Here is a 22,840-nt window from a genome sequence, read left to right on the forward strand (position 1 = left end):
GATGGCTGACTTTGATCTCCAGCCGAAGCTGATGATCGGCGAGGGCTGGGCGGACTTCGCCCTGCTCGATTCCGGCCACGGACGGAAGCTGGAGCGCTACGGCGACTACCGCTTCATCCGTCCCGAACCGCAGGCGATGTGGTCGCCCCGTCAGCAGGACTGGAGCGCGCACGGCGAGTTCGTACCCGGTTCCGACGAGGACGGCGGCGGCCGGTGGCACTTCGACAAGGCCGTGCCGCGCGAGGGCTGGGACCTCACGCGCGGCGACGTGCGCTTTACCGCCAGCTGCACGCCGTTCCGGCACCTGGGCTTCTTCCCCGACATGGCCCCGGTGTGGGACTGGATGGGCGGACAGCTGGCCGGCAAGGACGATGCCTCCACGCTCAACCTGTTCGGTTACACCGGCGTGGGCACGCTCTCTCTTTCGGAGCATGGGCCCGTGACGCACGTCGATGCGTCCAAGAAATCGGTGGCGCAGGCGCGCGCCAATGCCGCGCTTTCGGGCATGGAGCAGCGCCCGGTGCGCTGGATCGTGGATGATGCGGCCAAGTTCACCGCGCGCGAAGTGCGGCGGGGCAAGCGGTATGACGGGATCATCCTCGATCCGCCGAAGTTCGGGCGCGGCCCCGAAGGCGAGGTCTGGCGGCTGGAAGAAAGTCTGCCGGGGCTGATCGGCGATTGTGCGCAGCTGCTCGATGCGGACAGCCGCTTCCTGTTCCTGACAGTCTATGCCGTTCGGATGTCCTCGCTCGCCATTGCCGGCCTGCTGGCCGAAGCGGTCGCGCATCTGCCGGGTACGGTTGAGCACGGCGATCTTGCCATCCACGAGGAACAGGCGGACGGGCGGGTGCTGCCCACCGCGATCTTCGCACGGTGGCGGGCGGCGTAGCGGTGGACTCGGCCTAGCGGTGGACACGGGGCGCGAAGGGTGTATGGCCCGCGCCGTGTCCGACAGCCTCATCCTCGAAGTCGCCAATGTCGAAACCGATGTCCTGACCGGGATCTATTCGGAAGAGACCGGGCGTCCGCAGCCGCTCCGCATCTCGATCCGCGCTTGGCTCTCGCCGCGTCCGCGCTACACGCCGGATTGCCCGCTGACCGAGAGCAAGAACTACATGGATCTCAAGTTCGCGGCCTCTGACGGGTTGCCGAAGGACGTCCATTTCAAGCTGATCGAGTCCGTGGCCGACCACATCTGCGAAACGCTGTTCCTGCAGGATGCGCGGATCGAGCAGATCGAGGTCAAGATCGTCAAGCTGGCGATCAGCGAGCGCGGCGAAGATATCGGCATGACCCTGACCCGCGGCCGCAGTGCGTGGGAAGCCGCGGGGTGAGCGAAGGCGGCGCCACGCACGTTCGGCCCCTGGCACTGGTGACCGGCGGTTGGCGCCGAATCGGCGCGGCAATCGCGATGAAGCTGGCCGACGAGGGCTGGGACCTCGCGCTTCACGCGCATCACGACACTTCATTCGAACCCGATCTGGCGACCGCGCTCGCGGCCCGCGGAGCGGCTGTCCATCCGCTCGCGGCCGATCTGGGCGATACGGCAGCCGCAGCGCGCCTGGTGGCCGAGGCGGCGGAGCGTGCCGGCCGGCCAGCGACCCTGCTGGTCAATTGCGCGTCGATGTTTCGCGACGACGATGTTCACACGGTATCCGGCGAAAGCCTGGAGGACCATTTCCGCGTCAACCTGTTCGCGCCCGTGCTGATGACCCGCGCTTTCGCTGAAGCGCTGGGGGGCGCTGCCGGCGCGGTGGTGATGATCCTGGACCAGCGCGTGGTGAATCCGGTGCCCGATCAGCTGGGCTACACCCTCTCGAAGCAGGCGCTGCACGCCTCGGTGCGGACGCTGGCCCGCGCGCTGGCACCGCGCATAAGGGTCAATGGCGTGGCCCCCGGCCTGACCCTGCCCACGGTCGATTACGCCGCCGACCAGTGGCAGCGGCTGGAAAAGCTGATGCCGCTCCACCGGCTGGCGGCGCCGGAGGAAATCGCGGCCGCGGTGCATTACCTCGCCGCCGCGCCCTCAGTCACCGGCCAGACGATTTTCGTCGATGCCGGCGCAAGCCTTGAATCCTACGCCCGCGACTTCGTATATCTGGCGAAGTGAGCAGCAACCCACTCGTCGATCGCTTTGCCCGGCGGATCACCTACCTCCGGCTTTCGGTGACAGACCGCTGCGATTTGCGCTGCGCATATTGCATGCCCGAGCGGATGGAATTCCTGCCGCGCGCCGAGGTGTTGACCCTTGAAGAACTGCACCGGGTGGCGCTGGCGTTCATCGATCGCGGCGTGCGCAAGATCCGCCTGACGGGCGGCGAACCCCTGGTGCGGCGCGACATGATCGAACTGGTCCGCGCGCTGGGGCGTCAGTTGGGCCAGGGGCTGGACGAACTGACGCTTACCACCAACGGCACGCGGTTAGCCGATTTCGCGGACGATCTGGCCGCGGCGGGGGTCCGGCGCATCAACGTCTCGCTCGATACGCTGGATCGCACCACGTTCGCGAAGCTCGCCCACCGCGATATGCTGCCGCAGGTGCTGGAGGGCATCGCCGCTGCGCGCGCGGCCGGGCTGCAGGTCAAGATCAACACGGTGGCGCTGAAAGGCGTGAACGAAGCCGAGATCGCTTCGCTTGTCGCCTGGGCGCACGGGCAGGGCCACGATTTGACGTTGATCGAGGTGATGCCGCTGGGCGAGGTGGAGGGCGACCGCTTCGACCACTACCTGCCGCTCGACGGGGTGCGGCGCGAGCTTGAGGCGCGCTGGACGCTCACCCCCAGCGCGGCGCGCTCGGGCGGCCCGGCCCGCTATGTCGATGTTGCCGAAACCGGCGGCCAGCTTGGTTTCATCACGCCGCTGACGGGCAATTTCTGTGAAGGCTGCAACCGCGTGCGAGTTACTGCGACCGGGCAGTTGTTCATGTGCCTGGGCGGCGAGGGCAGGGTCGACCTGCGTGCGGCGCTGCGCTCGGCCGATCCCGATGGAGCCGTGGCCGAAGCCTTCGCCCGTGCCATGGGCGAGAAGCCTGAAAAGCACAGCTTCGTGATCGACCGGCCGGGTGCCGCGCCGGCACTGGCACGGCATATGTCGATGACCGGCGGCTGATCCATGGCGCGGCTCGTGTTCTTGGGCAGACTGGAAGATGCGGCCGGCGCGCCCGAGCGCGTCGTGGAACCCGGCCCGCTGGCGGACGTGCTGGCCCGGCTTGATCCGGCCCTGGCGATCGAATTGCTCGGCGAGCGGGTGCGGATGGCGCTGAACGGGCGCCTGCTGTCCGAATCGGGCGATGTGGTTCTGGCCGAGGGCGACGAACTGGCTTTTCTTCCGCCCGTCAGCGGAGGCTGACATGGCCGACGTGCGCCTGATCGAGGGGGGCTTCGATCCCGCAGCCGAACTTGCAGCGTTTACCGCAGCGCATCCCGAATCGGGCGGGATCGTCAGCTTTCTGGGCCAGGTGCGCCTGGGCGGCGGTGTCGAGGCGCTGGAGCTGAAGCACTACGCGCCGCTGACGCTGCCGGGGATGGCGGCGCTGGCCGATACGATTCGGCAGCGATGGGTCCTGGAGGGATTGCTGCTGCTCCACCGCAGCGGGGTAATGTTGCCCGGCGATCCGATCGTGCTGGTTGCGGCGGCGGCGCGGCATCGGCGCGATGCCTTCCAGGCGGCCGATTTCGCCATGGACCACCTCAAGAGCGAGAGCTGGTTCTGGAAGCGCGAGAAGACCGCGCGTGGTTGGCGCTGGATCGACCCGCGCCCCGAGGATCGCCGCGACCTGTCGCGCTGGTAGTTCCGCGGGCCGGTCGCCGTCAGCCGCTGATCTGTCCGCGCAGGCCGTTGAGCGTGGCCAGTTCCGCCCGCATCAGCCCATCGACTTCGGCGTGGGCGGGGCGGATGACGTCGAGATCGGCGTGCGGGCCATCGACGGCGGCCTGCGCCGCCACCACCAGCATCCGATCGAGATCGGCCATGGCGACCATGCCGTCGCTGCGGGCCGAATCGAGATCGGCCAGCGCGATCTGCGCGACCGACCATGCATCGCTGCCCACTGCGGCGCCTCTGGCGGCAGCAACGGCACGTAGCGCGGCGGGACGGCGCGAATCGAACCGGGCATCGGCCTTGCGGGCCTGTTCGCGCAGAGCGGTGACGCGTGCCACGGTGGTCGCATCCGCAGGAATCGATGATTCGCTGGCGGGCGTGGGACCGGCCACGGGCTGCGCCATGCCATAGGCGCGTTCCGCCGGGCGGCGCGCGAGCGAAGGGAACTGGCTGCGATCCGCGCAGGCGCCAAGGAACAAGGCGGGGGCGAGGACCAGAGCGAGCGCCGCAGCGCGCGGCGTGCGGAACGTGCGAGGGGGCGTGGACGGGCGAACCATGTTTGTGCCATAGCACGCCCGTCGCCGGTCGCCAGCGGCAGACGCACCGCAAGGGGCTGCCGCGGCCGAAGACAGCATTTCTCCCGCCAGCGGCGTTGACACGAATCTTTCATTCGATTATCGGCACCGCTCTTTCCGGGCTTCCGCATGTGGCGGGAAACCGGTGTATTTGCCCGCTGTCCGAGATTCGCTTCATGCAAATCAAGGTGCTTGGTGGGCCAGGCATTTGAAACGGATAGCAAGAACCATGTTCGCAATCGTGCGCACGGGCGGCAAGCAGTACCGAGTTGCCGCCGGAGACAAGATCGCGGTCGAGAAGCTGGCGGGTGAAGCCGGCGACACGATCACGTTGGGTGACGTCCTCCTCGCGGGAGCTGACGGCGAACTGGCTGATGCTGCCAAGATCACGGTTTCGGCCGAGATCATCGCGCAGGCCAAGTCGGAGAAGGTCGTGGTGTTCAAGAAGCGCCGCCGCCACAACTACCGCCGCAAGAACGGTCACCGCCAGCAGATGACCCTGCTGCGTATCGTTTCGGTCGCCTGAGCACGAGATCGGAGTAAGACGAGATGGCACATAAGAAAGCAGGCGGCTCCTCGCGCAACGGTCGCGACTCGGCAGGCCGTCGCCTCGGCGTGAAGAAGTTCGGCGGTCAGGAAGTGATCGGCGGCAACATCATCATCCGCCAGCGCGGTACGCGTGTGTACCCGGGCGTGAACGTCGGCATCGGCAAGGATCACACCCTGTTCGCGCTGGCTGAAGGCCGCGTGCGCTTCCACGCTGGCAAGCTCGGCCGCAAGTACGTGTCGGTCGATGCCATGGCAGAAGCCGCCGAATAATCGGATGGTCATGCAAAGGGCCATCCTGACGGGATGGCCCCGCTGGTCTTCACAGGCCAGCTGAACGAGGGAGAGGGGCCAACCCGTCTCCCTCTTTTCGTTTCTCCCTCACCCGAAGCGTCGCGCGCAGCCGTCCGGTCGTCTCAAGTCCGGATGAAAGCCGCGACTGTCGCAATATCCTTGTCATCGCCGGCGGTTAGAGGCCGGCGCGACGGGGCGGATGAGGAGAAGTTCAGTGTTCATTCGCAGCGAACGGTTGTTTCTGCGGCCCGGCTGGCCTGAAGATTGGGCCGAGCTTCATGCGGTGATCGACGACGAGCAGATTGTGCGCAATCTGGCCCGCGCGCCGTGGCCCTACCGGCCCGATGATGCCCGCTGGTTCGCGAACCAGCCGCAGGACCGCCGGCACCCCCATTTCTTCGTGACCCTGCCCGGTGCGCACGGCACGCGGCTGGTCGGCAGCGTGGGCCTGTCCGAGCACGAGGGCGAGACCGAACTGGGATTCTGGATCGGGCGGTCGCACTGGGGCAAGGGCTATGCCACCGAGGCGGCTCGCGCCGTGGTCAACCTTGCGCGCACGCTCGGCCACAGGCGGATCGTGGCAAGCCACTTCATCGACAATCCGGCTTCGGGTCACGTTCTTGAAAAGGCCGGGTTTGTCGCAACCGGTGAGATCTGCCCGCGCTTTGGCGAAGGCCGGCGGGCGGTTGCGCCGACGGTGGTCTATGCTCTTGAACTTTCCGGCGCCGACAACGGCGACATGGAGGTGATGCGAGCGGCCTGAGCGCCGCCCGCATCCCCCGGTCCTGCGTCAGGCGGCGGCGATCGCTGCCGTCTGGGGAAAGTCCTGCTCCGCCTTGCCGATCAGCGCGCGGTCGTCATGGTTCCACGGGTGGAAGCCGGGCAGGAAGAAGCTGATCCACAGCGGCAGGATGCGCCGCACAAGACCGGGCTGCCACAGCAGGTAGGCGGCCAGCCGCAGCTTGATCCGCGTCCCGGTCAATCCGTCCTGCCGCAGCAGTTCGAGCGTATCGGCCCACCGATGCCGGAAGAACTCGTTGGTCACCGAGAGCATGATCAGCGACTTGATCTTCCAGCGCTTCCACCGGCTCCAGTCCCGCGTCGCGTGCAGCCAGGTGTCGTAGGCGACGCCCTTGTGCTCGATTTCCTCGATGGAGTGCCAGCGCCAGAGATTGGCGGTTTCCTCGTCCCCGCCGGCAAGGTGCGCGGGGGTGCGGAGCAGCTCGAGCGCGAGGATCGCCGTGAAATGTTCGAGCGCCATGGTCGAGGCGAGGTTGGCGATGGGAGGGCGGGTCTTGGTTTCGTCGAGGCTCTCGGCCAGGCGGCGGTCCATTTCCGAAATGTCGAAGCCCGCGTCCTGCGCCGCGCGGTTGAACGCCACGTGCTCGCGCGTGTGGTTGATTTCCTGCCGGATGAAATCGCGGATTTCGGCTTCTAGCCGGGGCGGCACCCCATCGCGGAAGGCTTTCACCGATTCGATGAAGAATGCCTCGCCGCGCGGAAAGGTCAGCGACAGGGCATTGTACCATGCGGAGCCGACCGGGTCGTTGTTCAGCCACCACCGGCCAAGCTTGCGATCGCGGCCGAAGCGGCGGTCGCGCACGGTCAGGGTGAGGTCTGCCGGGGTCGCGGTCGGCGCCTTGCCGATGGGTTCCGCTACGTCTACGGCCAGGGATTGGACAGATGCAGTCATTTGGTGTTACCCACGCTAATTGACAGGTATGTCAGTAGTTCGGGATAAATTAGTTGACACAGATGTCAATAAGGAAGCGCCTCAGCCCCGAGGAAAGCCGCATCGCCGCACTGGAAGCGGCGCGCAGCCTGCTGATCGAAGCTGGCCCGCAGGCGGTCACGCTCAAGGCGGTCGCCGCTCGAATCGGGCGCACGCACGCCAACCTGTTGCATCACTTCGGCTCTGCGTCGGGCTTGCAGAAGGCGCTCGCGGGGCATCTGGCCGGCACCATCTGCACGACGATCCGCGAGGCTGTGATCGCCAGCCGCACCGGGCTGGGCAGCCCCCGCGATGTCGTCGACCTGACTTTCGATGCGTTCGACCGCGAAGGAGGCGGGGCGCTCGCATCGTGGATGCTGGTTTCGGGCAACGAGGACGCGCTCGATCCGATCGTCGAGGCGATTCACGATCTCGTCATGGATACCGAGGAGTTCGCGTCGGCTGAAAGCCGCGCAACGACTCAGGCGCTGGTGCTGCTGGCGCTGGGTGATGCGCTGATGGGCGGACCGCTGGCGGGATCGCTCGATCTGCCGCGTACCGCCGCGCGCGATACGGCGGAGGCCATGCTCTGCGCCGTGGTTGAAAAGCGGACGCCGGCCGGGGGCTAGACGCTGAGCGTCAGGCGCTGTCCGCGCCGTCCAGCGCCATCCACCGCGGCGTGCTGGCCGGGGCGATATCCTCTACGCGCAAGTGATCCACCGCTAGGCCGAGGTCCGGGTAGGCGATGCGCTGCCGTGCCGGGTCGGATTTGTCCAGCGGCACCACCACCAGGCGGCGGTTGACCTTCTGCCGCCAGTTCATCCGGGCGGTGTTCTCCTGCCCGACGTAACACCCCTTGGTGAAGCTCACGCCGTGCAGGTCCACCGCGTTGCATTCGAGCCAGAGCGTCTGGTCCGAGCCGAGTTCGGCCCGCCCTTCCGCCACGCCCAGCTTGAGCCGGTGTGCCAGCCACGCCGCGTCCACCGCAGCGTCGTCGTCCGATACAGGTGCGATCCAGCGCTGGCCCAGCGCGCGCAGCCGGGGATCTTCGGCGGCGCCGTCGCCGGTATGGCCTTGCCAATAGACGCCAAGATCGTCGGCGCGCACGATCCGGATCTTGCGGCGCAGGCGGTAGAGCGAAAGGCGCTTCGCCAGCGCATCTGCGGCTTCCGCCTCGCAATCGAGCAGCAGACCGTCGCCGTCCGGCCAGACGATGAAATCGAACAGGACCTTGCCCTGCGGGGACAGCAGCGCGGCCCAGACCGGCAGCGTTCCGGTCACATCGTTGGTGACAAGGCCCTGGAGGAATGCGGCGACATCCTCATCCGGAGAGTCGGGGGCGAGGCGCACGAGCGCACGATCGAACAGGCGGGGTGAGGACATGACCCGAAAGTGGCGAAATCCGCGCCGCATTCAAGACTCCGGGCGCGGCCTCCGCGAATTCCCTGTGGGTGAATGGCGCGGGCTATGTCGCGCGGCGCTGTTGTGGCAAAGGGCCGGCATGACGACGACTCTCACGATCCGCCGCCCCGATGACTGGCACGTCCACTTGCGCGATGGCGCGTTGCTGGCCGGCGTGCTGCCCTATACCGCGCGGCAATTCGCGCGTGCGATCGTGATGCCCAACCTCTCGCCGCCGATGACCGATGTGGCCGGCGTGTCCGCCTATCGCGAGCGGATTGTCGCCGCTCTGCCGGCGGGGCTGGATTTCACCCCGCTGATGACGCTCTACCTTACCGACGGGACCGACCCTGACGAGGTGGAGCGCGGTTTCGCGCAGGGTGTTTTCACCGCCGCGAAGCTTTATCCGGCGCACGCGACCACCGGTTCCGCGCACGGCGTGACCGCCGTTGCCAATATCATGCCGGTGCTGGCGCGGATGGAAAAGATCGGCATGCCGCTGCTCATCCACGGCGAGGTGACCGACGCGCACGTCGACATCTTCGACCGCGAGGCCGTGTTCATCGAGCGCACGCTGGCGCCGCTGGTGCGCGACCTGCCGGGCCTGAAGGTCGTATTCGAGCACATCACCACCGAGGAAGCCGCTGCGTTCGTGCAGGCGGCGGGCGAGCGCGTGGCCGCGACGATCACGCCCCAGCACCTCCACATCAACCGCAACGCGATGCTGGTCGGCGGCATTCGCCCGCACGCCTATTGCCTGCCCGTGGCCAAGCGCGAGAAGCACCGCCTGGCGCTGCGCAAGGCGGCAACGTCCGGCAGCACGAAGTTCTTTCTTGGTACCGATACCGCTCCGCACGCACAGCACCTGAAGGAAGCGGCCTGCGGGTGCGCCGGCATCTTCAATGCGCCTTTCGCGCTGGAAAGCTACGTGGCGGTGTTCGACGAGGAAGGCGCGCTCGACCGGTTCGAGGCCTTCGCCAGCGAGAACGGTCCACGCTTCTATGGGCTGCCGCTCAACGAAGGGACGATCACGCTGGAAAAGGCCCCCGTCGAGGTTCCGGCGACGGTCGATGCCAATGGCACGACCATCGTGCCGTTCCACGCCGGCGAAACGCTGGGTTGGCGCCTAGTCGCCGCGTGACGAGCGGCTTTCCAGCCGACGCCGGCGGAGAATATCGGCGCTGAACACCCCGATCGCCAGCCAGATCAGCAGGAAACAGGCAAGCCGCACCGTATCGAGCGGCTCGCCGAACACCAGTGTGCCGAGCAGGAAGCTGATCGTCGGCGCGAGGAACTGGACGAAGCCCAGTACCGACAGATCGAGCGTGCGCGCCGCCACGGCGAACAGCAGCAGCGGCACCGCCGTCAGCACGCCGCTGCTGGCAAGGAGCAGCGCGGTGCCGGTGCCATGCGTCAGGCTCGACCCGGCAGGTTGCAGCGCGAACCAGGTGACGGCGCCGAGCGCGGGTATGAACAGCACCGCCGTCTCGATCGTCAGTCCCGGCACCGAGCCGACCGGGGTCAGCTTCCGCACAAGGCCGTAGAGCGCGAAGCTCACCGCGAGCGCGAGCGCCACGCCCAGCATGTCGACCGCGCCATAGAGCAGCAGCGCGATGCCCACGGCGGCAATGCCGACGGCCAGCCACTGCGTCCGGTTCAGCCGCTCGCCCAGCACCAGCGTGCCCAGCAGCACGTTGAGCAGCGGATTGATGTAGTAGCCAAGGCTCGACGCGAGCACGTGGCCGTTGTTCACCGCGATCACGAAGATCAGCCAGTTGCTGGCGATCAGCGCGGCGCTGGCGCAGAGTCGGAGGAAAATGGCCGGGGTGCGGACCGCCGCCACGAGTTCGGGCCACTGGCGGCGCGCGCTGACGATCACCAGGCAGAGCGGCAGGGTGAAGCAGATGCGGCAGGCGACGAGTTCGATCGCCGGCACGGCCGTCATCGCGTGGAAGTAGAGCGGAAGGAAGCCCCACATCAGGTAGGCGAGGATCGCGGCGACGATGCCGAAGTTGCCGCGCTTGGTTTGGTCGGTCATCCCCGTGCTCTGGCAGGCGTCGCCCGATCCGCCAACACCGTTGTTGGAAGGGGCACTTTTCTCGCCCCGTCAGGCAGATCCGGTCGCTTCGTCGCATTCTGCGTTCCTGACAGCCACGTTGCATTCCGTTCAGCTTGGAGGGTCTAGGGATGAACCAACGACGATTCACCCGAGGGCGAATTGCCGCAGGAACAGGAGACCGAACATGAAGACCATCAAGACCGCAGCGATGGCCCTGGCGGCTGCCGGCACGCTCGCCGGCATGGCAACCCCGGTGCTCGCCGCCGATTTTCACGCCCCGTCGGCGAATACGGTGCAGCTGGAGCAGAGCTGGAACCATGGCGACCGCTATCGCGGCTACGATGGTTATCGCGGGGACTACAACGGTTATCGCGGCGACTACGGCCGGGGTGACTATGGCCGCGGCGACGACGACCGCCGCTACTATCGCGGCAATGACAATCGTCGCGACTATTACCGCGGCGCCAGCTGGCGGGGCCGCGATGGCCGCACCTATTGCCGCCGTTCGGATGGCACCACCGGTCTGCTGATCGGCGGCGCGGCGGGCGCGCTGCTGGGTCGTGAAGTTGCGGGCTACAATGGCGACCGCACGCTTGGCGCGATCCTTGGTGCCGCCGGTGGCGCGCTGCTGGGCCGCGAAGTCGATCGTGGCGGTTCGCGCTGCCGCTAAGTCGGTTTTACCACCCTTCGGGCCGCACCAGGGTAGGTTGAGAGGGCGCTCCGGTTCCGCCGGGGCGCCCTTGTCGTATGCCGAAGATAGAGCGTCTTAACCGGGGCCGTGCTAAGCGCTGGTCATGATCACGGGCCGTCCGATTTCCGCTGCCGTATCGTTGTGCCTGCTCGCAGCCTGTTCGGATCCGCAGGCGGCGCGCCGCGCGCCCGATCGAGATCCCGCGATGGCGGAGGCCATCGAGGGCCAGCTGATGGTCGATCCCGATCTTTCGCAGCAGAACGCGCGCAACATGGCGGTGGTGCCGGGCGGGCCGATCGATCCCTCGTTACCGCAGCCCGATTCCTCCGGCGCTGGCTCTCGCTGAAGGGTCAGTCGTCGCGCAGGCCCACGCCGATGCCGGCGCGCGGTTGTTCCATTTCGGTCGATGCCACAGGATAGGCGCAGTAGTCCGCCGCATAGTAGGCGCTGGGACGATGGTTGCCCGAAAGCCCGATGCCGCCGAACGGCGCGCCCGATGAGGCGCCGTTGGTCGGCCGGTTCCAGTTGATCACGCCCGCGCGGATGTTGGCCCAGAAACGGTTGTAGTCCTGCGGCGTGCCGCCCACGAGCGAGGCGGACAGGCCAAAGCGCGTGGCATTGGCCTCGGCGATGGCCTCGTCGAAATCGTCCACGCGGATCACCTGAAGCAGCGGCCCGAACAGTTCGACGTCGGGCTTTTCCGCCACGCCGGTCACGTCGATGATCGCGGGGCTCAGGAACGGCAGGTCGTCGCGCAGGCGGACCATGTGCTTGATCGGCTTGCCGCCGGTGGAGAGCAGATAGACGAAGCTTTCGGTCAGCCCGTCGGCGGTGCGGTTGTCGATCACCGGGCCCATGAAGGGCGGCGGGTCATCGAACGGGGCACCGACGATCATGCGGTCGGCCAGCCGCTTCACTTCGCCGACGACCGCGTCGTAGAGTTCGTTCTTCACGATCAGCCTGCGCGCGGCGGTGCAGCGCTGGCCGGCGGTGGTGAAGGCCGATTGCGCGACAAGCGCCGCCGCGTCGGCGATCTTGGGCGTGTCCCACACGATGATCGGGTTGTTGCCGCCCATTTCGAGCGCCACGATCTTCCCCGGATTGCTCGCCAGCCGCCGGTTGATCGCGATGCCCACGTGCGCCGATCCGGTGAACAGCACGCCGTCGATGCCGTCATGCACTACCAGCGCCTGGCCTTGTTCGGGGCCGCCGATCAGCACTTGCACCACTGCGGCCGAAATGCCCGCGCGGTGGAAGCACTGGGCCAGCATTTCGCCGGTGGCGGGGGTTTTTTCAGAAGGCTTGAACACCACCACGTTGCCCGCGATCAGCGCGGGAATGATGTGTCCGTTCGGCAGGTGCGCGGGGAAATTGTAGGGGCCGAGCACGGCCAGTACGCCGTGGGGCTTGTGGCGCACCGCCGCGGTGCCCTGCAAGGCGCTGTCGAGCTTGCGCTGAGAGGTCCGGTCGGCATAGGCGCGGACCGAAATCTCCACCTTGTTGATGACGCTTTCGACTTCGGCACGCGCCTCCCACATCGGCTTGCCGGTTTCGCGCGCGATCATCGTCGCCAGCTTGTCGGCATCCTTGCGCACTTCGTTGGCGAAGCGGCGGACCAGCTCGATGCGGGTGGAGAGGGGCTGCGCGGCCCATGTCGGCCAGGCCCTGCGCGCGCGCGCGACCACGTCGTCGACATCGCCGACCTTGCCGCGCCACACTTCCGCGCCGGTCGCGGGTTCATAGGAAACGATTTCGCCGGCTGTCACGGTCGCTGCGTCCATTCTGCCCTAGCCCAGGCCTGTGTCATGCCGGCGCGCATCAGCGCCACGTGCATCCAATGCGCTATGAATAGCCTTGGAATGGTAACCAAAGATAGACCCTGCGGCCTTGGCAAGTCCGGATATGTCCTGCCCTGTCGCTTAATCGGCATGGCCCGCAGGCCGTGGCGCCGGGCCGAGCGCTTCGCCCATTCGCCGGATCGCTGCGACCTTGTGCTCCAGGGCGGACCAGTCATCGCTTTCGGCAATGGGCGCCCAGATCGCCTCGACTTCCTCGATCAGCATCGATTGCGGCGCGTCGTCGCTCCAATAGGAATGCACGGACGGGACCGGCTGGTAGGCGGCGAGCGCTTCCTTGAGAGCGAGTGCAGCAGTCCCGCCGTCCGTCGTTCTGCCGCCCCGATGCGTGAAGAAGAAGGCATCCGGCCCCATGCCGCTTTCCGCGAGCACGCCCTCGCACGCGCCGATCAGCGCGGTGTCCTCGTCCAGCCCGCGCGGCACCACGCCCAGCCGCCAGCACCAGCGCCGGGCCATCGCCGCGCGGTAAAGCTCGGGGAAGCGCTGCAAGGCTTCGATCAGCGGCGGGGCTTCCTCCAGCAGGCGGAGCGACACGGCGAGCTGGCTGCAATTCCAGTGAATCGCTTCGGGCTGCCTGCCGAACGCGTAAAGCCCGCCTTCGTCGAAATAGGCGGCGGTGAAACCCGCGTCCCAGCGCGGCAGCCAGCGCCAGGGGCCGTAGTCGAAACTTTCGCCGGAAACGTTCATGTTGTCGGTGTTGAGCACGCCGTGAACGAAGCCGGCAACCATGTAGCTCGCCGCCATGTCGGCCATGCGTTCGACCACCTGGTGCAGGAACCGCGTCGCCGGGCTGGCGCCTTCCGGGCCGGCTGAGCCGGGAAAGTTGGCAAGGCAATATTGCACCAGCTGCGCCATTTCCTCGCCCGCATCGAGCGCGAGCAGGCGCTGGAACGTGCCGATGCGGATATGGCCGTGGCTCAGCCGCACCATCACGGCGGAGCGCGTGGGCGATGGCTCGTCGCCGCGCCACAGCGCCTCGCCCGTCTCGATCACCGAGAACGTGCGACTGGTATTGACCCCCAGCGCTTCGAGCATTTCGGTGGCCAGCACTTCGCGCACCGCGCCTTTCAGCGTCAGGCGGCCGTCGCCGCGCCTGCTCCACGGCGTCTGGCCCGAACCCTTGGTGCCAAGGTCCATCAGCCGCCCCTGCCGATCGAGCATCTGCGCGAACAGGAACCCGCGCCCGTCGCCCAGTTCCGGATTGTAAACGCGGAACTGGTGGCCGTGATAGCGCAGCGCGAGCGGCTGGGGCAGGTTGCCCTGCAGCGCCGTGAACCGGCCCATGTGCGCCACCCACGCATCGTCGGTCAGCCCCGCCAGCCCCACCTCGGCGGCAGCGCGGTCGTTGCGGAAGCGCAGTTTCGTTTCGGGAAAATCCGCCGGGGCGACGGGATCGCCCAGCCAGTCGGCCAGGGCCTTGATCCGGGGGGCGGGGCGATAGACGGCGTCTTGCGGCTGGGACTGCATCGCGGCAATAGTGGGCGCAGGCATCAGGGCGTGCAAGCGCAGGCCTTGCGCCGTGACCGTTTTTCGCGTCCACGTGGCGCGGCATAGCAACAGGAACGCCTTCAACGATGGCCGAATATGAAGATCGCAGCTGGTCGAGCCGCGATGGCCTTCGCCTGCATTTCCGCGATTATGCGGGAAGCGTCGGGGCCGGAAGCGAGGGGCGTCCGCCGGTGATCTGCCTGCCCGGGCTGACGCGCAATGCCCGCGATTTCGAGGATCTGGCGGCCCGGCTGGCCGGATCGTGGCGGGTTCTCTGCGTCGAGCTGCGCGGCCGCGGAGACAGCGACTATGCGCGCGATCCGATGAGCTACAATCCGCTGCAATATGTCGACGATGTCGAGGCCTTGCTGCAGGATCAGGGAATCGACCGCTTCGTGGCGGTCGGCACGTCGCTGGGCGGTCTGCTGACGATGATGCTGGCGGCCAGCGCGCCGGAGCGCATTGCCGCAGCCGTGCTCAACGATATCGGCCCGGAAGTGGAAATCGAGGGTCTCGACCGGATTCGGGACTATGTGGGGCAGGGGCGCAGCTTCGAGACGTGGATGCACGCCGCGCGTGCGCTGCAGGAAAGCCAGGGAGATATCTATCCCGATTTCGACACCAGCGACTGGCTGCGCATCGCAAAGCGCGCGATGGCGCTGGGCAGCGGCGGGCGCATCGCATTCGATTACGACATGAAGATTGCCGAGCCGCTGGAAACGCCGCCCGATGGCGCGCCCGCGCCCGATCTGTGGCCGGTGTTCGATTCGCTGGCCGGTCGACCTCTGCTGCTGCTGCGCGGTGCCCATTCGGATATCCTTTCGCCTGAAACGGCGGCGCGGATGGCCGCACGCAATCCCGATCTGGAACTGGTCACGATTCCCCGGGTGGGCCACGCGCCCACGCTGGACGAGCCGGAGGCGGTGGCCGCCATCGATCGGTTGCTCGCCCGCATCGCATGATCGCGCGGCGCGAGAGGCTTCATGTCCTGCATCTGCACTCCACCTTCGGGGCGGGCGGCAAGGAGCGGCGAAGCGTCGACCTGATCAATCGCTTCGGTCCGGGCGTGGATCACAGCATTGTCTCGGCCGAACCGGGGCAGCTCGGCGCGGCGGCGTTGATTTCCAAGGCCATTCCGGTGCGCTTCCCGATCGGCTTCCCCGCGCTTGCCGGGCGGTTCTCTGTGCGCCGGCTGCAAACGCTGGCGCGCGCGATGCAGGGCTTCGACCTGATCCTGACTTACAACTGGGGCGCGATGGACGCAGCCATGGCGCACGCGCTGTTCGCACCGCGCATGGGCCTTGGCCCGCTGGTCCACCACGAGGACGGCTTCAACGCGGACGAGGCCGAGCGGCTGAAAACCTCGCGCAACTGGTATCGCCGCATGGCGCTGGCGCGGTCCAGCGGCATCGTCGTGCCCTCGCGCAGGCTGGAGCAGATCGCGCTGGACGCCTGGAAGCAGCCGGCCGCGCGCGTGCACCGCATCCCCAACGGCATCGATACCAAGGCGTATGGTCGCAAGCCCAGGCCCGATGCCTTGCCCCGCATCATCAAGCGGCCGGGTGAGCGCTGGGTAGGGACGCTGGCGGGGCTGCGGCCGGTCAAGAACCTGCGACGGCTGGTCCGCGCGTTCCGCACGCTGCCGCCCGAATGGCAGCTGGTGATCCTGGGCGAGGGGCCGGAGCGCGAGGCGATCGTGGCCGAGGCGATGGACCTTGCCATCGGCCACCGCGTGCATCTGCCGGGGCACGTGCCCGATCCCGCACAGGCCATCGGCCTGTTCGACCTGTTCGCGCTTTCGTCCGACAGCGAGCAGTTTCCCCTGTCGGTGGTGGAAGCCATGGCCTCTGGCCTGGCCGTGGCCAGCCCGGCGGTGGGCGACGTGGCGGACATCGTGTCCGCAGAGAACCGGGCGTTCATCACCGCGGCGGGTGACGAGGCGGCGCTGGCCGGCGCGCTGGCCGATCTCGCCGCCGACGAGGCGCTGCGCCGGCGCATCGGCGCAGCGAACCAGACCCGCGCGCGCGCCGAGTTCGATGCCAAGGCCATGACCCGGCACTACGCCGCGCTCTATGCAGCGGCGCTGGGCCGCGAGCGTTTTCCCTGAATGGGTGCTCGACATCGCTTCACCGCGCGTTCACGCCGGGCGCCGCACAGGACTCCGCCGCCCGATCATTCAAGTTGAAAAGGTGGCCTCATCCGCTAAACACCGCCCGCAGGGCTTTCCGCCCGCCCAACACCCGCATTTCCCGCCCTACCTGCGATCGAAAGCCCAGCCTTGGCCCTGAGACCGAACCGCCCGCAATCCCGCGCCGACCAGATCGCCGTCCGCAATGCGGCGCAGCAGGACGTCTTCCTGCGCGAAGTCGATGATGCGCTGCGCGAAGACCAGGTGTTTGGAGCCATGCGCAGGTATGGCCGCCCCGTGGGCATCATAGTGGTCGCCGGGCTGCTCGGGCTGGCCGGGTACCTTTGGTACGATCACCACAAGAACACCGTCGCCGGCGAAAACGGCGAAGCTTTCACCAAGGCGCTCGACCAGGTCGAAGCGGGCAACATGAAGGCCGGCGCGGATGCGCTGTCGCCCATCGTCAAGGCTTCCGATCCATCCTACAGCGCGGCCGCCCGCCTGATGCAGGCCGGCATTTCCGCGCAGCAGGGCAAGGATGCCGATGCGCAGCGCATTTTCGCGCAGGTGGCTGCCGACAGCGCCGCGCCGCAGGCCTATCGCGATCTTGCCACCGTGCGCGAAGTCGCCTCAGGTTTCGACAAGATGCCGCCGCAGCAGGCGGTCGACCGGCTCAAGTCGCTGGCCGTGCCGGGCAATCCGTGGTTCGGACCGGCGGGGGAACTCGTCGGGATCGCCCAGATGAAGCTGGGCCACAACGATCAGGCGGCGGCGCTGTTCGCCGCCATCGCCAAGGACAAGTCGGTGCCGGAATCGCTCCGTCGCCGCGTCCGCCAGCTCGCCGGCCAGTTGGGCGTCGATGCGGTGGAAGATCCGGAGGCAGCGGCCGTGCAGGTCGTGCCTGCCGAAGCACAATGACGAGGATGCACACAATGAACCGCAACCGCCGTATCCGCCGCGCTTCGGCCGCAGGCGTCATGGTGCTGGCGCTCGCGCTTGGCGGGTGTGGCATCGGCAAGAGCAAGACCAAGTCCACGCCCACCCTTGGCGACCGCGTTCCGGTGCTGTCGCGGATCGAGGCGGGGACCAAGGTGGATCAGGCCATCGCGTCGATGGACGTGGTCCTGCCGCCTGCCGAAGCCAATGCCGACTGGGCGCAGGCCGGCGGCACCGCGTCCAAGGCCAATGGCCATCTCGCGCTGGCGGACCAGCCGCGCAAGATCTGGACGGCTTCGATCCCAGGCTCGTCCAAGAAGGAGCGCCTTGCTGCCGCGCCGGTGATCGGGAATGGTCGCCTGTTCGTGATGGACACGCTCGGCACCGTCCACGCGCTCGATGCCGCCACCGGCCGCGAAGCGTGGAAGGAAACCTTCCGCATGGACGCAAACAACGCCTCGGTCTTCGGCGGCGGCGCTGCTTATGACGATGGCTCGGTCTATCTCACCACCGGCCTTGGCGAAGTGGCCGCGCTCGATGCCGCCACGGGCAAGACCAAGTGGCGCGTCAAGGCCGCCGGTCCGCTCCGCGGCGCGCCTACCGTCGCCTTCGGCTCGGTCTATGTGATGACGCAGGACAACCAGATCGTCGCGCTCAACGCGGCGGATGGGGCGCAGCTGTGGAACGAATCGGCCTCGGTTGCGCAGACTGGCGTATTCGGTGTGGCCGCACCTGCGGCCGGGCAGGGCACGATCGTCGCCGGCTACAGTTCGGGTGAGCTCGTCGCCTACCGCTATGAAAACGGCCGCCAGCTCTGGTCCGACGCGCTGGCGCGCACCTCGATCGCGACTTCGGTCTCGACCCTGACGGACATCGATGCCGATCCGATCATCGAGCGCGGCCGCGTCTATGCTCTCGGGCAGGGCGGGCGCATGGCCGCCTACGAACTCGTTACCGGCCAGCGTATCTGGGAACTCAATCTCGCCGGCATCTCGACCCCTTCGGTCGCGGGCGAGTGGATCTTCACGCTGACCGACGAAGCCAAGCTGCTGTGCATCTCCAAGAACAACGGCAAGGTCCGCTGGATGACGCAGCTTCAGCACTTCCGGAAGGAAAAGAAGAAGCAGGATCCGATCTTCTGGACCGGGCCCGTGCTCGCCGGAAACCGCCTGTGGATTGCCAATTCGCGCGGTGAGATCAAGACGGCCTCGGTCACCGATGGCACCGTGACCGCGTTCGGCGAAGTCGGCTCGTCCGTCTCGCTCGCGCCGGTCGTCGCCAACCAGACGCTCTTCGTGCTGGACGACAGCGGCCGCATCACCGCCTTCCGTTGAGCCGATCCGGCGTTTCCCCGCCGGATTTTCCTCGCGTCTTTCATTGTTTGCTCACGCTCGCGCGCTAAACCGCTCGCATGAGCGTGGGTGAACCTGTGCCGGCCCTGAGGCCGAAAAGCGACGTATCGGCCGGAGTCGGCCTGTCGGGAGTGGCCGGGTTGCTGGTGTGGCTGCTCGTCTGCCGCAACTGGCCGGCCATTGCCGATGCCTTGTCGCTCCCCGGCCCGCGCGAGCCGCTTGCCGGTGCCACGGCGGCGCTGTTCGCGCTGCTGTTCTCGGGCACGCCAATGGTGCTGTGGTCGCTGCTGGTCGACAAGGTCCATCTGCGCGCCTCGACCGGGATCGACTGGTCGAACCCGCGCCCGCTGCGCTCGGTCGCCGATATCTCCGTCACCAAGATCGCCGGCCTGTGGGCCACCTGGGGCCTGATCGCGGTGTTCTATTGCCTTGCCCGCTGGTACTGGCGCGGCCCCTATCTTTTCGCGATGAACATCATGGAAGGCTTCGCGCCGCTGATGCTCGTCGGCTCGATCCCCTATGTGCTGTGGCTCGACCGGGTGCTGGTCAACCCGCGCGACGGCGCCTGGCATTTCGGCGCGATGCTGATCGGGCGCGAGCCGTTCGACCGCGACGAGGTGTTCCACCACTTGCGTGGCTGGGCGGTGAAGGGCTTCTTCTGCGCCTTCATGATCTCGATCCTGCCTGCCGGATTCATGGGTGTGGTCGCGCTGGACTGGCGCGCGCTCTCCGGCCCGGTGCCGCTGACCAACGCGCTGGTCGAAACGATGTTCATGATCGATGTGCAGATCGCCATGGTCGGCTATCTGCTCACGCTCAAGCCGCTCGACGCGCAGATCCGCACCGCCAACCCCTATCTCGGCGGCTGGCTTTCGGCGCTGATCTGCTACCCGCCGTTCATCCTGATGGGCGGGGGCGACGTGCTGGACTACCGCGCCAACGGAGCGGAATGGAACGTCTGGTTCGCCGGGCATGACACGCTGCTGTGGGTGTGGGGCGCGATGCTGGTGGTCCTCACCGCGATCTATGCCTGGGCCACGGTCGCATTCGGCCTGCGCTTCTCCAACCTGACCTACCGCGGCATCCTCACCAACGGGCCTTATGCCTTCACGCGGCACCCGGCCTACTTGTCGAAGAACCTGTTCTGGTGGCTGGTATCGCTGCCGTTCCTCGCAACGAGCGGCTCGCTGGTCGATTCGATCCGCAACACCGTCACTCTGGGGCTGGTCAGCGCGGTCTATTACTGGCGCGCGCGGACCGAGGAAAAGCACCTGCTCGCCGCCGATCCCAAGTACCGCGCCTATCACGCATGGATGGCGGAGCACGGGCTGATCACGTCGGCCCTGCGCCGCGCGGTGCGGATTGCAGTGCCGCGCCGGGCGATGCTCCAGCCGGCCGAGTAGCCGTCAGACCGCTTCGCCGTCGTCGGTTTCAAACAGGCGGATCTGGCGGTCGAACAGGCCGAACGCGGCGCGCTCCTTCACCCAGGCAGTCATGTGCGGCGCCTTGAAATGTGCGGCCAGCGCGGCCCGGTCGCGCCACTTCTCGCTCACGTGGATCAACTCCGGGTCGAACACGTCTTGCGAATAGGCATAAAGCAGGCAGCCGTCTTCGGCGCGGGTGGCCGAAACCACGCGTTCCATTGCGGGCAGGATCGCCGGGATGTTGGCCGCCGGCACGCGAAACGTGCCCATCACGATCATCATCGCCCGCGTCCCTCCGTTCAGAAGCTCTTGGCCTCGTAGATCTTGGAAAGATCGCCGGCCCATTCGCCCTTGTAGAGGTCGAGCAGGCGCTCGGCCGGGGTGTGGCCGGTGGCGATGATCTCGTCCAGCGGCAGCAGATAGCCGGTCTCGTTGTCGCCAGCGTCGTTCAGCCGCGCGCGCGCCGAAAGCCCGCCGCGTGCAATCTTCAGCACTTCGGCGGCAATGTCGCGCAGGGTGCCGCCGCCGGGCAGCGGCGCGTCGAGCCCGAGCTTGGGCACGCCGGCGCGCAGCGCCTCACGCCCTTCCATGCCCCAGTCCTTGACCAGATCCCACGCCGCGTCGAGCGCGCCCTGGTCATAGAGCAGGCCGACCCACAGTGCCGGCAGCGCGCAGATCCGGCTCCACGGACCGCCGTCGGCGCCGCGCATCTCCAGGAAGCTCTTGAGCCGCACTTCCGGGAAGGCGGTGGAAAGGTGGTCGATCCAGTCCGACTGCAACGGCTTTTCGCCGGGCAGCGCGGGCAGCTCGCCCTTCAGGAAGTCGCGGAACGACTGCCCCGAGGCATCGATGTACTTGCCGTCGCGGAACACGAAATACATCGGCACGTCGAGCATGTAGTCGACATAGCGTTCGTAGCCGAAGCCCTCGTCGAACACGAACGACAGCATCCCCGTGCGCGCCGGATCTGTGTCGGTCCAGATGTGGCTGCGATAGGACAGGAAACCGTTGGGCTTGCCTTCCAGGAATGGCGAATTGGCGAACAGCGCGGTCGCCAGCGGCTGCAGCGCCAGCGAAACGCGGAACTTCTGCACCATGTCCGCCTCGGAGCTGTAGTCGAGGTTGGTCTGGATGGTGCAGGTGCGCAGCATCATGTCGAGGCCCATGGTGCCGACGCGCGGCATGTGCCGCAGCATGATGTCGTAGCGGCCCTTGGGCATGATCGGCAGGTCTTCGCGGCGCTTGTCCGGCCACAGGCCAAGCCCCAGGTAGCCGAGGCCCAGCTTGTCGCCGATGGCCTTGACCTGCGCGAGGTGACGCCCGGTCTCCTGGCAGGTTTCATGCAGGTTTTCGAGCGGGGCGCCCGACAGTTCGAGCTGTCCGGCCGGCTCCAGGCTCACCGTGCCGTCCGGCCCGGCCATGGCGATGACGTTGCCGCCCTCCACGATCGGTTCCCAGCCATATTCGGTCAGCGCCATCAGCAGGTCGCGGATGCCGCCGGGTTCGTCATACGACGGCGCGCCGAAATCCTTGGTGCGATAGACGAATTTCTCGTGCTCGGTGCCGATGCGCCAGCGATCCTTGGGCTTTTCGCCCTTCTGCATCGGCACCACGAGCTGGTCGCGGCTTTCGATGATGGGATCGTTGCTATTTGAAACTTGCCGCGTGCTCATGCGCGCTCAAGTAGAGCGCCAAGACGATTTGTGCCAGTGGCAATCAACGCGGCGCGCGTTCCTTGAAGGCATGCCGCTACGTCTTCGCCGGCCAGTCCCCGCAAGTACCCATCCACAGCGCGGTCGCCGCGATTGCCGCCGTTTCGCCCCGCAGGATGCGCGGGCCAAGCGTGATCGCCACTGCCGTCGGATGCGCGCGGATCGCCGCGCGCTCGGTCTCGTCGAAGCCGCCTTCCGGCCCGACCAGTAGCGCCGCCGGGCCGTCATGCGCGGCAAAGGCCTGCGCGGCCGGGGCGCCGCCCTGTTCGTCGGCAAAGAACAGCCTGCGATCTTCCGGCCAGTCGCGCAGCAGCGCGTCCAGCTTGGTCGTCTGGCCCAGCCGGGGCAGCGCCGTTCGCGCGCATTGTTCGGCCGCCTCGGTCACGATGGTGGCCGCGCGCTCGGGGTTGAGCTTGTCCGCCACGCAGCGCCGGGTCAGCACGGGGTGGATTTCCGCCACGCCCAGTTCGGTCGCCTTTTCCAGCACAAGGTCGAAGTTCGGCTTCTTCAGCAGCGCCGGGCACAGCCAGAAGTCCGGCACGTCCTCGCGCGGGCGAAGGCGCGATTCCACCGCCAGCACCACGTCGCGCTTGCCTGCCTCTGCCACGCGCGCCACCCATTCGCCGGTCGCATCGTCGCACAGGATCACCGCGTCTCCGGGGGTAACGCGCATCACTTTGCCCAGATAGTGCGCCTGCGGTCCCTCCAGCGCCACGCTGGCGCCTTCGACCAGCGGCGGGGCCACGAACAGGCGCGGGGCGGACTTCGGCGGCCAGGCCGGAACTGCTGGAAGATGGGGAGCGGACATGGACGCGGCACTAGCGGATTGCGAGGGGCAGGGCTATGCC

27 protein-coding genes are annotated in these 22,840 nt (G+C 67.4%); 18 read left to right on the forward strand and 9 right to left on the reverse strand.

Going from position 1 to position 22,840, the window contains the following annotated elements:
* The first annotated feature begins 1 nt into the window (after window position 1).
* From OLX02_RS07040 to OLX02_RS07065, 6 genes are read left to right on the forward strand one after another with little or no spacing between them, the layout of a single operon-like run.
* Window positions 2-889: a class I SAM-dependent methyltransferase gene (locus tag OLX02_RS07040; RefSeq protein WP_264421463.1), complete on the forward strand. Its 888-nt coding sequence runs from the start codon at window positions 2-4 to the stop codon at window positions 887-889.
* 55 nt (window positions 890-944) lie between these two features.
* Window positions 945-1,334, forward strand: a complete 390-nt coding sequence (locus OLX02_RS07045; RefSeq protein WP_264422058.1) for a dihydroneopterin aldolase — start codon at window positions 945-947, stop codon at window positions 1,332-1,334.
* Window positions 1,331-2,110 carry an SDR family oxidoreductase gene (locus OLX02_RS07050; RefSeq protein WP_264421465.1) on the forward strand — a complete coding sequence of 260 codons (780 nt, stop codon included), beginning with the start codon at window positions 1,331-1,333 and terminating at the stop codon, window positions 2,108-2,110. Before OLX02_RS07045 ends, OLX02_RS07050 begins: the two co-directional genes overlap by 4 nt.
* A complete protein-coding gene (gene moaA, locus OLX02_RS07055) occupies window positions 2,107-3,108 on the forward strand; it encodes a GTP 3',8-cyclase MoaA (RefSeq protein ID WP_264421467.1) in 1,002 nt (333 codons plus the stop codon). Before OLX02_RS07050 ends, moaA begins: the two co-directional genes overlap by 4 nt.
* Before the next feature lie 3 nt (window positions 3,109-3,111).
* On the forward strand, window positions 3,112-3,348 hold the full coding sequence (locus OLX02_RS07060; RefSeq protein WP_264421469.1) for a MoaD/ThiS family protein: 237 nt from the start codon (window positions 3,112-3,114) through the stop codon (window positions 3,346-3,348).
* 1 nt (window position 3,349) lies between these two features.
* Window positions 3,350-3,790: a molybdenum cofactor biosynthesis protein MoaE gene (locus tag OLX02_RS07065; protein WP_264421471.1), complete on the forward strand. Its 441-nt coding sequence runs from the start codon at window positions 3,350-3,352 to the stop codon at window positions 3,788-3,790.
* Between the two features lie 19 nt (window positions 3,791-3,809).
* Here OLX02_RS07065 and OLX02_RS07070 read toward each other — a convergent pair whose 3' ends face one another.
* Complete coding sequence (locus OLX02_RS07070) at window positions 3,810-4,376, reverse strand: hypothetical protein (protein ID WP_264421472.1); 567 nt, start codon at window positions 4,374-4,376, stop codon at window positions 3,810-3,812.
* Between the two features lie 247 nt (window positions 4,377-4,623).
* On the opposite strand from OLX02_RS07070, the gene rplU reads away from it, so the two are divergent.
* The 3 genes from rplU (at window position 4,624) to OLX02_RS07085 (ending at window position 5,997) form a co-directional block, all read left to right on the forward strand.
* Window positions 4,624-4,920 carry a 50S ribosomal protein L21 gene (rplU, locus tag OLX02_RS07075; protein WP_264421474.1) on the forward strand — a complete coding sequence of 99 codons (297 nt, stop codon included), beginning with the start codon at window positions 4,624-4,626 and terminating at the stop codon, window positions 4,918-4,920.
* Window positions 4,921-4,943: 23 nt separating this feature from the next.
* A complete protein-coding gene (gene rpmA / locus OLX02_RS07080; RefSeq protein ID WP_264421475.1) occupies window positions 4,944-5,213 on the forward strand; it encodes a 50S ribosomal protein L27 in 270 nt (89 codons plus the stop codon).
* A 235-nt stretch (window positions 5,214-5,448) separates the two neighbouring features.
* Entirely contained in the window at window positions 5,449-5,997 is a 549-nt protein-coding gene (locus tag OLX02_RS07085) for a GNAT family N-acetyltransferase (RefSeq protein WP_264421476.1), read from the forward strand.
* A gap of 27 nt (window positions 5,998-6,024) precedes the next feature.
* Here the strand turns inward: OLX02_RS07085 and OLX02_RS07090 are convergent, their stop codons facing one another.
* A complete protein-coding gene (locus tag OLX02_RS07090) occupies window positions 6,025-6,927 on the reverse strand; it encodes a metal-dependent hydrolase (RefSeq protein ID WP_264421478.1) in 903 nt (300 codons plus the stop codon).
* Window positions 6,928-6,989: 62 nt separating this feature from the next.
* On the opposite strand from OLX02_RS07090, the gene OLX02_RS07095 reads away from it, so the two are divergent.
* Complete coding sequence (locus OLX02_RS07095) at window positions 6,990-7,574, forward strand: TetR/AcrR family transcriptional regulator (protein ID WP_264422060.1); 585 nt, start codon at window positions 6,990-6,992, stop codon at window positions 7,572-7,574.
* A 10-nt stretch (window positions 7,575-7,584) separates the two neighbouring features.
* On the opposite strand, the gene OLX02_RS07100 is transcribed toward OLX02_RS07095, so the two are convergent.
* Entirely contained in the window at window positions 7,585-8,328 is a 744-nt protein-coding gene (locus OLX02_RS07100; RefSeq protein WP_264421479.1) for a YgfZ/GcvT domain-containing protein, read from the reverse strand.
* A 118-nt stretch (window positions 8,329-8,446) separates the two neighbouring features.
* Between OLX02_RS07100 and pyrC the strand changes: the two genes are divergently transcribed.
* Window positions 8,447-9,487 (forward strand): dihydroorotase, encoded by a 1,041-nt coding sequence (pyrC, locus tag OLX02_RS07105; RefSeq protein ID WP_264421481.1) that lies wholly within the window; start codon window positions 8,447-8,449, stop codon window positions 9,485-9,487.
* On the opposite strand, the gene rarD is transcribed toward pyrC, so the two are convergent.
* Window positions 9,473-10,384 carry an EamA family transporter RarD gene (gene rarD, locus OLX02_RS07110; RefSeq protein WP_264421483.1) on the reverse strand — a complete coding sequence of 304 codons (912 nt, stop codon included), beginning with the start codon at window positions 10,382-10,384 and terminating at the stop codon, window positions 9,473-9,475. The two genes, pyrC and rarD, sit on opposite strands and share 15 nt — an antisense overlap.
* Window positions 10,385-10,589: 205 nt before the next feature.
* On the opposite strand from rarD, the gene OLX02_RS07115 reads away from it, so the two are divergent.
* A complete protein-coding gene (locus OLX02_RS07115; RefSeq protein ID WP_264421485.1) occupies window positions 10,590-11,075 on the forward strand; it encodes a glycine zipper 2TM domain-containing protein in 486 nt (161 codons plus the stop codon).
* A gap of 124 nt (window positions 11,076-11,199) precedes the next feature.
* Window positions 11,200-11,442: a hypothetical protein gene (locus OLX02_RS07120; RefSeq protein ID WP_264421487.1), complete on the forward strand. Its 243-nt coding sequence runs from the start codon at window positions 11,200-11,202 to the stop codon at window positions 11,440-11,442.
* A 4-nt stretch (window positions 11,443-11,446) separates the two neighbouring features.
* Here the strand turns inward: OLX02_RS07120 and astD are convergent, their stop codons facing one another.
* The gene (gene astD / locus OLX02_RS07125; protein WP_264421488.1) at window positions 11,447-12,877 is read right to left on the reverse strand and encodes a succinylglutamate-semialdehyde dehydrogenase; all 1,431 of its coding nucleotides are present in this window, start codon (window positions 12,875-12,877) and stop codon (window positions 11,447-11,449) included.
* 138 nt (window positions 12,878-13,015) lie between these two features.
* The gene (locus OLX02_RS07130) at window positions 13,016-14,419 is read right to left on the reverse strand and encodes a protein adenylyltransferase SelO family protein (protein ID WP_264422062.1); all 1,404 of its coding nucleotides are present in this window, start codon (window positions 14,417-14,419) and stop codon (window positions 13,016-13,018) included.
* Window positions 14,420-14,526: 107 nt separating this feature from the next.
* Here OLX02_RS07130 and OLX02_RS07135 point away from each other — a divergent pair, with 107 nt between their 5' ends.
* From OLX02_RS07135 to OLX02_RS07155, 5 genes are all read left to right on the forward strand, one after another.
* On the forward strand, window positions 14,527-15,402 hold the full coding sequence (locus OLX02_RS07135; protein WP_264421490.1) for an alpha/beta fold hydrolase: 876 nt from the start codon (window positions 14,527-14,529) through the stop codon (window positions 15,400-15,402).
* On the forward strand, window positions 15,399-16,547 hold the full coding sequence (locus OLX02_RS07140; protein WP_264421492.1) for a glycosyltransferase: 1,149 nt from the start codon (window positions 15,399-15,401) through the stop codon (window positions 16,545-16,547). The genes OLX02_RS07135 and OLX02_RS07140 overlap by 4 nt, the downstream gene beginning before the upstream one ends.
* A gap of 171 nt (window positions 16,548-16,718) precedes the next feature.
* Window positions 16,719-17,486 carry a tetratricopeptide repeat protein gene (locus OLX02_RS07145; RefSeq protein WP_264421493.1) on the forward strand — a complete coding sequence of 256 codons (768 nt, stop codon included), beginning with the start codon at window positions 16,719-16,721 and terminating at the stop codon, window positions 17,484-17,486.
* A gap of 14 nt (window positions 17,487-17,500) precedes the next feature.
* Entirely contained in the window at window positions 17,501-18,838 is a 1,338-nt protein-coding gene (locus tag OLX02_RS07150) for a PQQ-like beta-propeller repeat protein (RefSeq protein WP_264421494.1), read from the forward strand.
* A 77-nt stretch (window positions 18,839-18,915) separates the two neighbouring features.
* A complete protein-coding gene (locus OLX02_RS07155) occupies window positions 18,916-20,259 on the forward strand; it encodes a methyltransferase family protein (RefSeq protein ID WP_413630096.1) in 1,344 nt (447 codons plus the stop codon).
* 3 nt (window positions 20,260-20,262) lie between these two features.
* Here OLX02_RS07155 and OLX02_RS07160 read toward each other — a convergent pair whose 3' ends face one another.
* The 3 genes from OLX02_RS07160 to OLX02_RS07170 form a co-directional block, all read right to left on the reverse strand.
* On the reverse strand, window positions 20,263-20,562 hold the full coding sequence (locus OLX02_RS07160; RefSeq protein ID WP_264421498.1) for a putative quinol monooxygenase: 300 nt from the start codon (window positions 20,560-20,562) through the stop codon (window positions 20,263-20,265).
* A gap of 17 nt (window positions 20,563-20,579) precedes the next feature.
* On the reverse strand, window positions 20,580-21,953 hold the full coding sequence (locus OLX02_RS07165; RefSeq protein ID WP_264421500.1) for a glutamate--cysteine ligase: 1,374 nt from the start codon (window positions 21,951-21,953) through the stop codon (window positions 20,580-20,582).
* A gap of 76 nt (window positions 21,954-22,029) precedes the next feature.
* On the reverse strand, window positions 22,030-22,800 hold the full coding sequence (locus tag OLX02_RS07170) for a 16S rRNA (uracil(1498)-N(3))-methyltransferase (RefSeq protein WP_264421501.1): 771 nt from the start codon (window positions 22,798-22,800) through the stop codon (window positions 22,030-22,032).
* Window positions 22,801-22,840: the final 40 nt, after the last annotated feature.

It is taken from the genome of Novosphingobium sp. KCTC 2891 (assembly GCF_025938155.1).
Taxonomy (GTDB): domain Bacteria; phylum Pseudomonadota; class Alphaproteobacteria; order Sphingomonadales; family Sphingomonadaceae; genus Novosphingobium.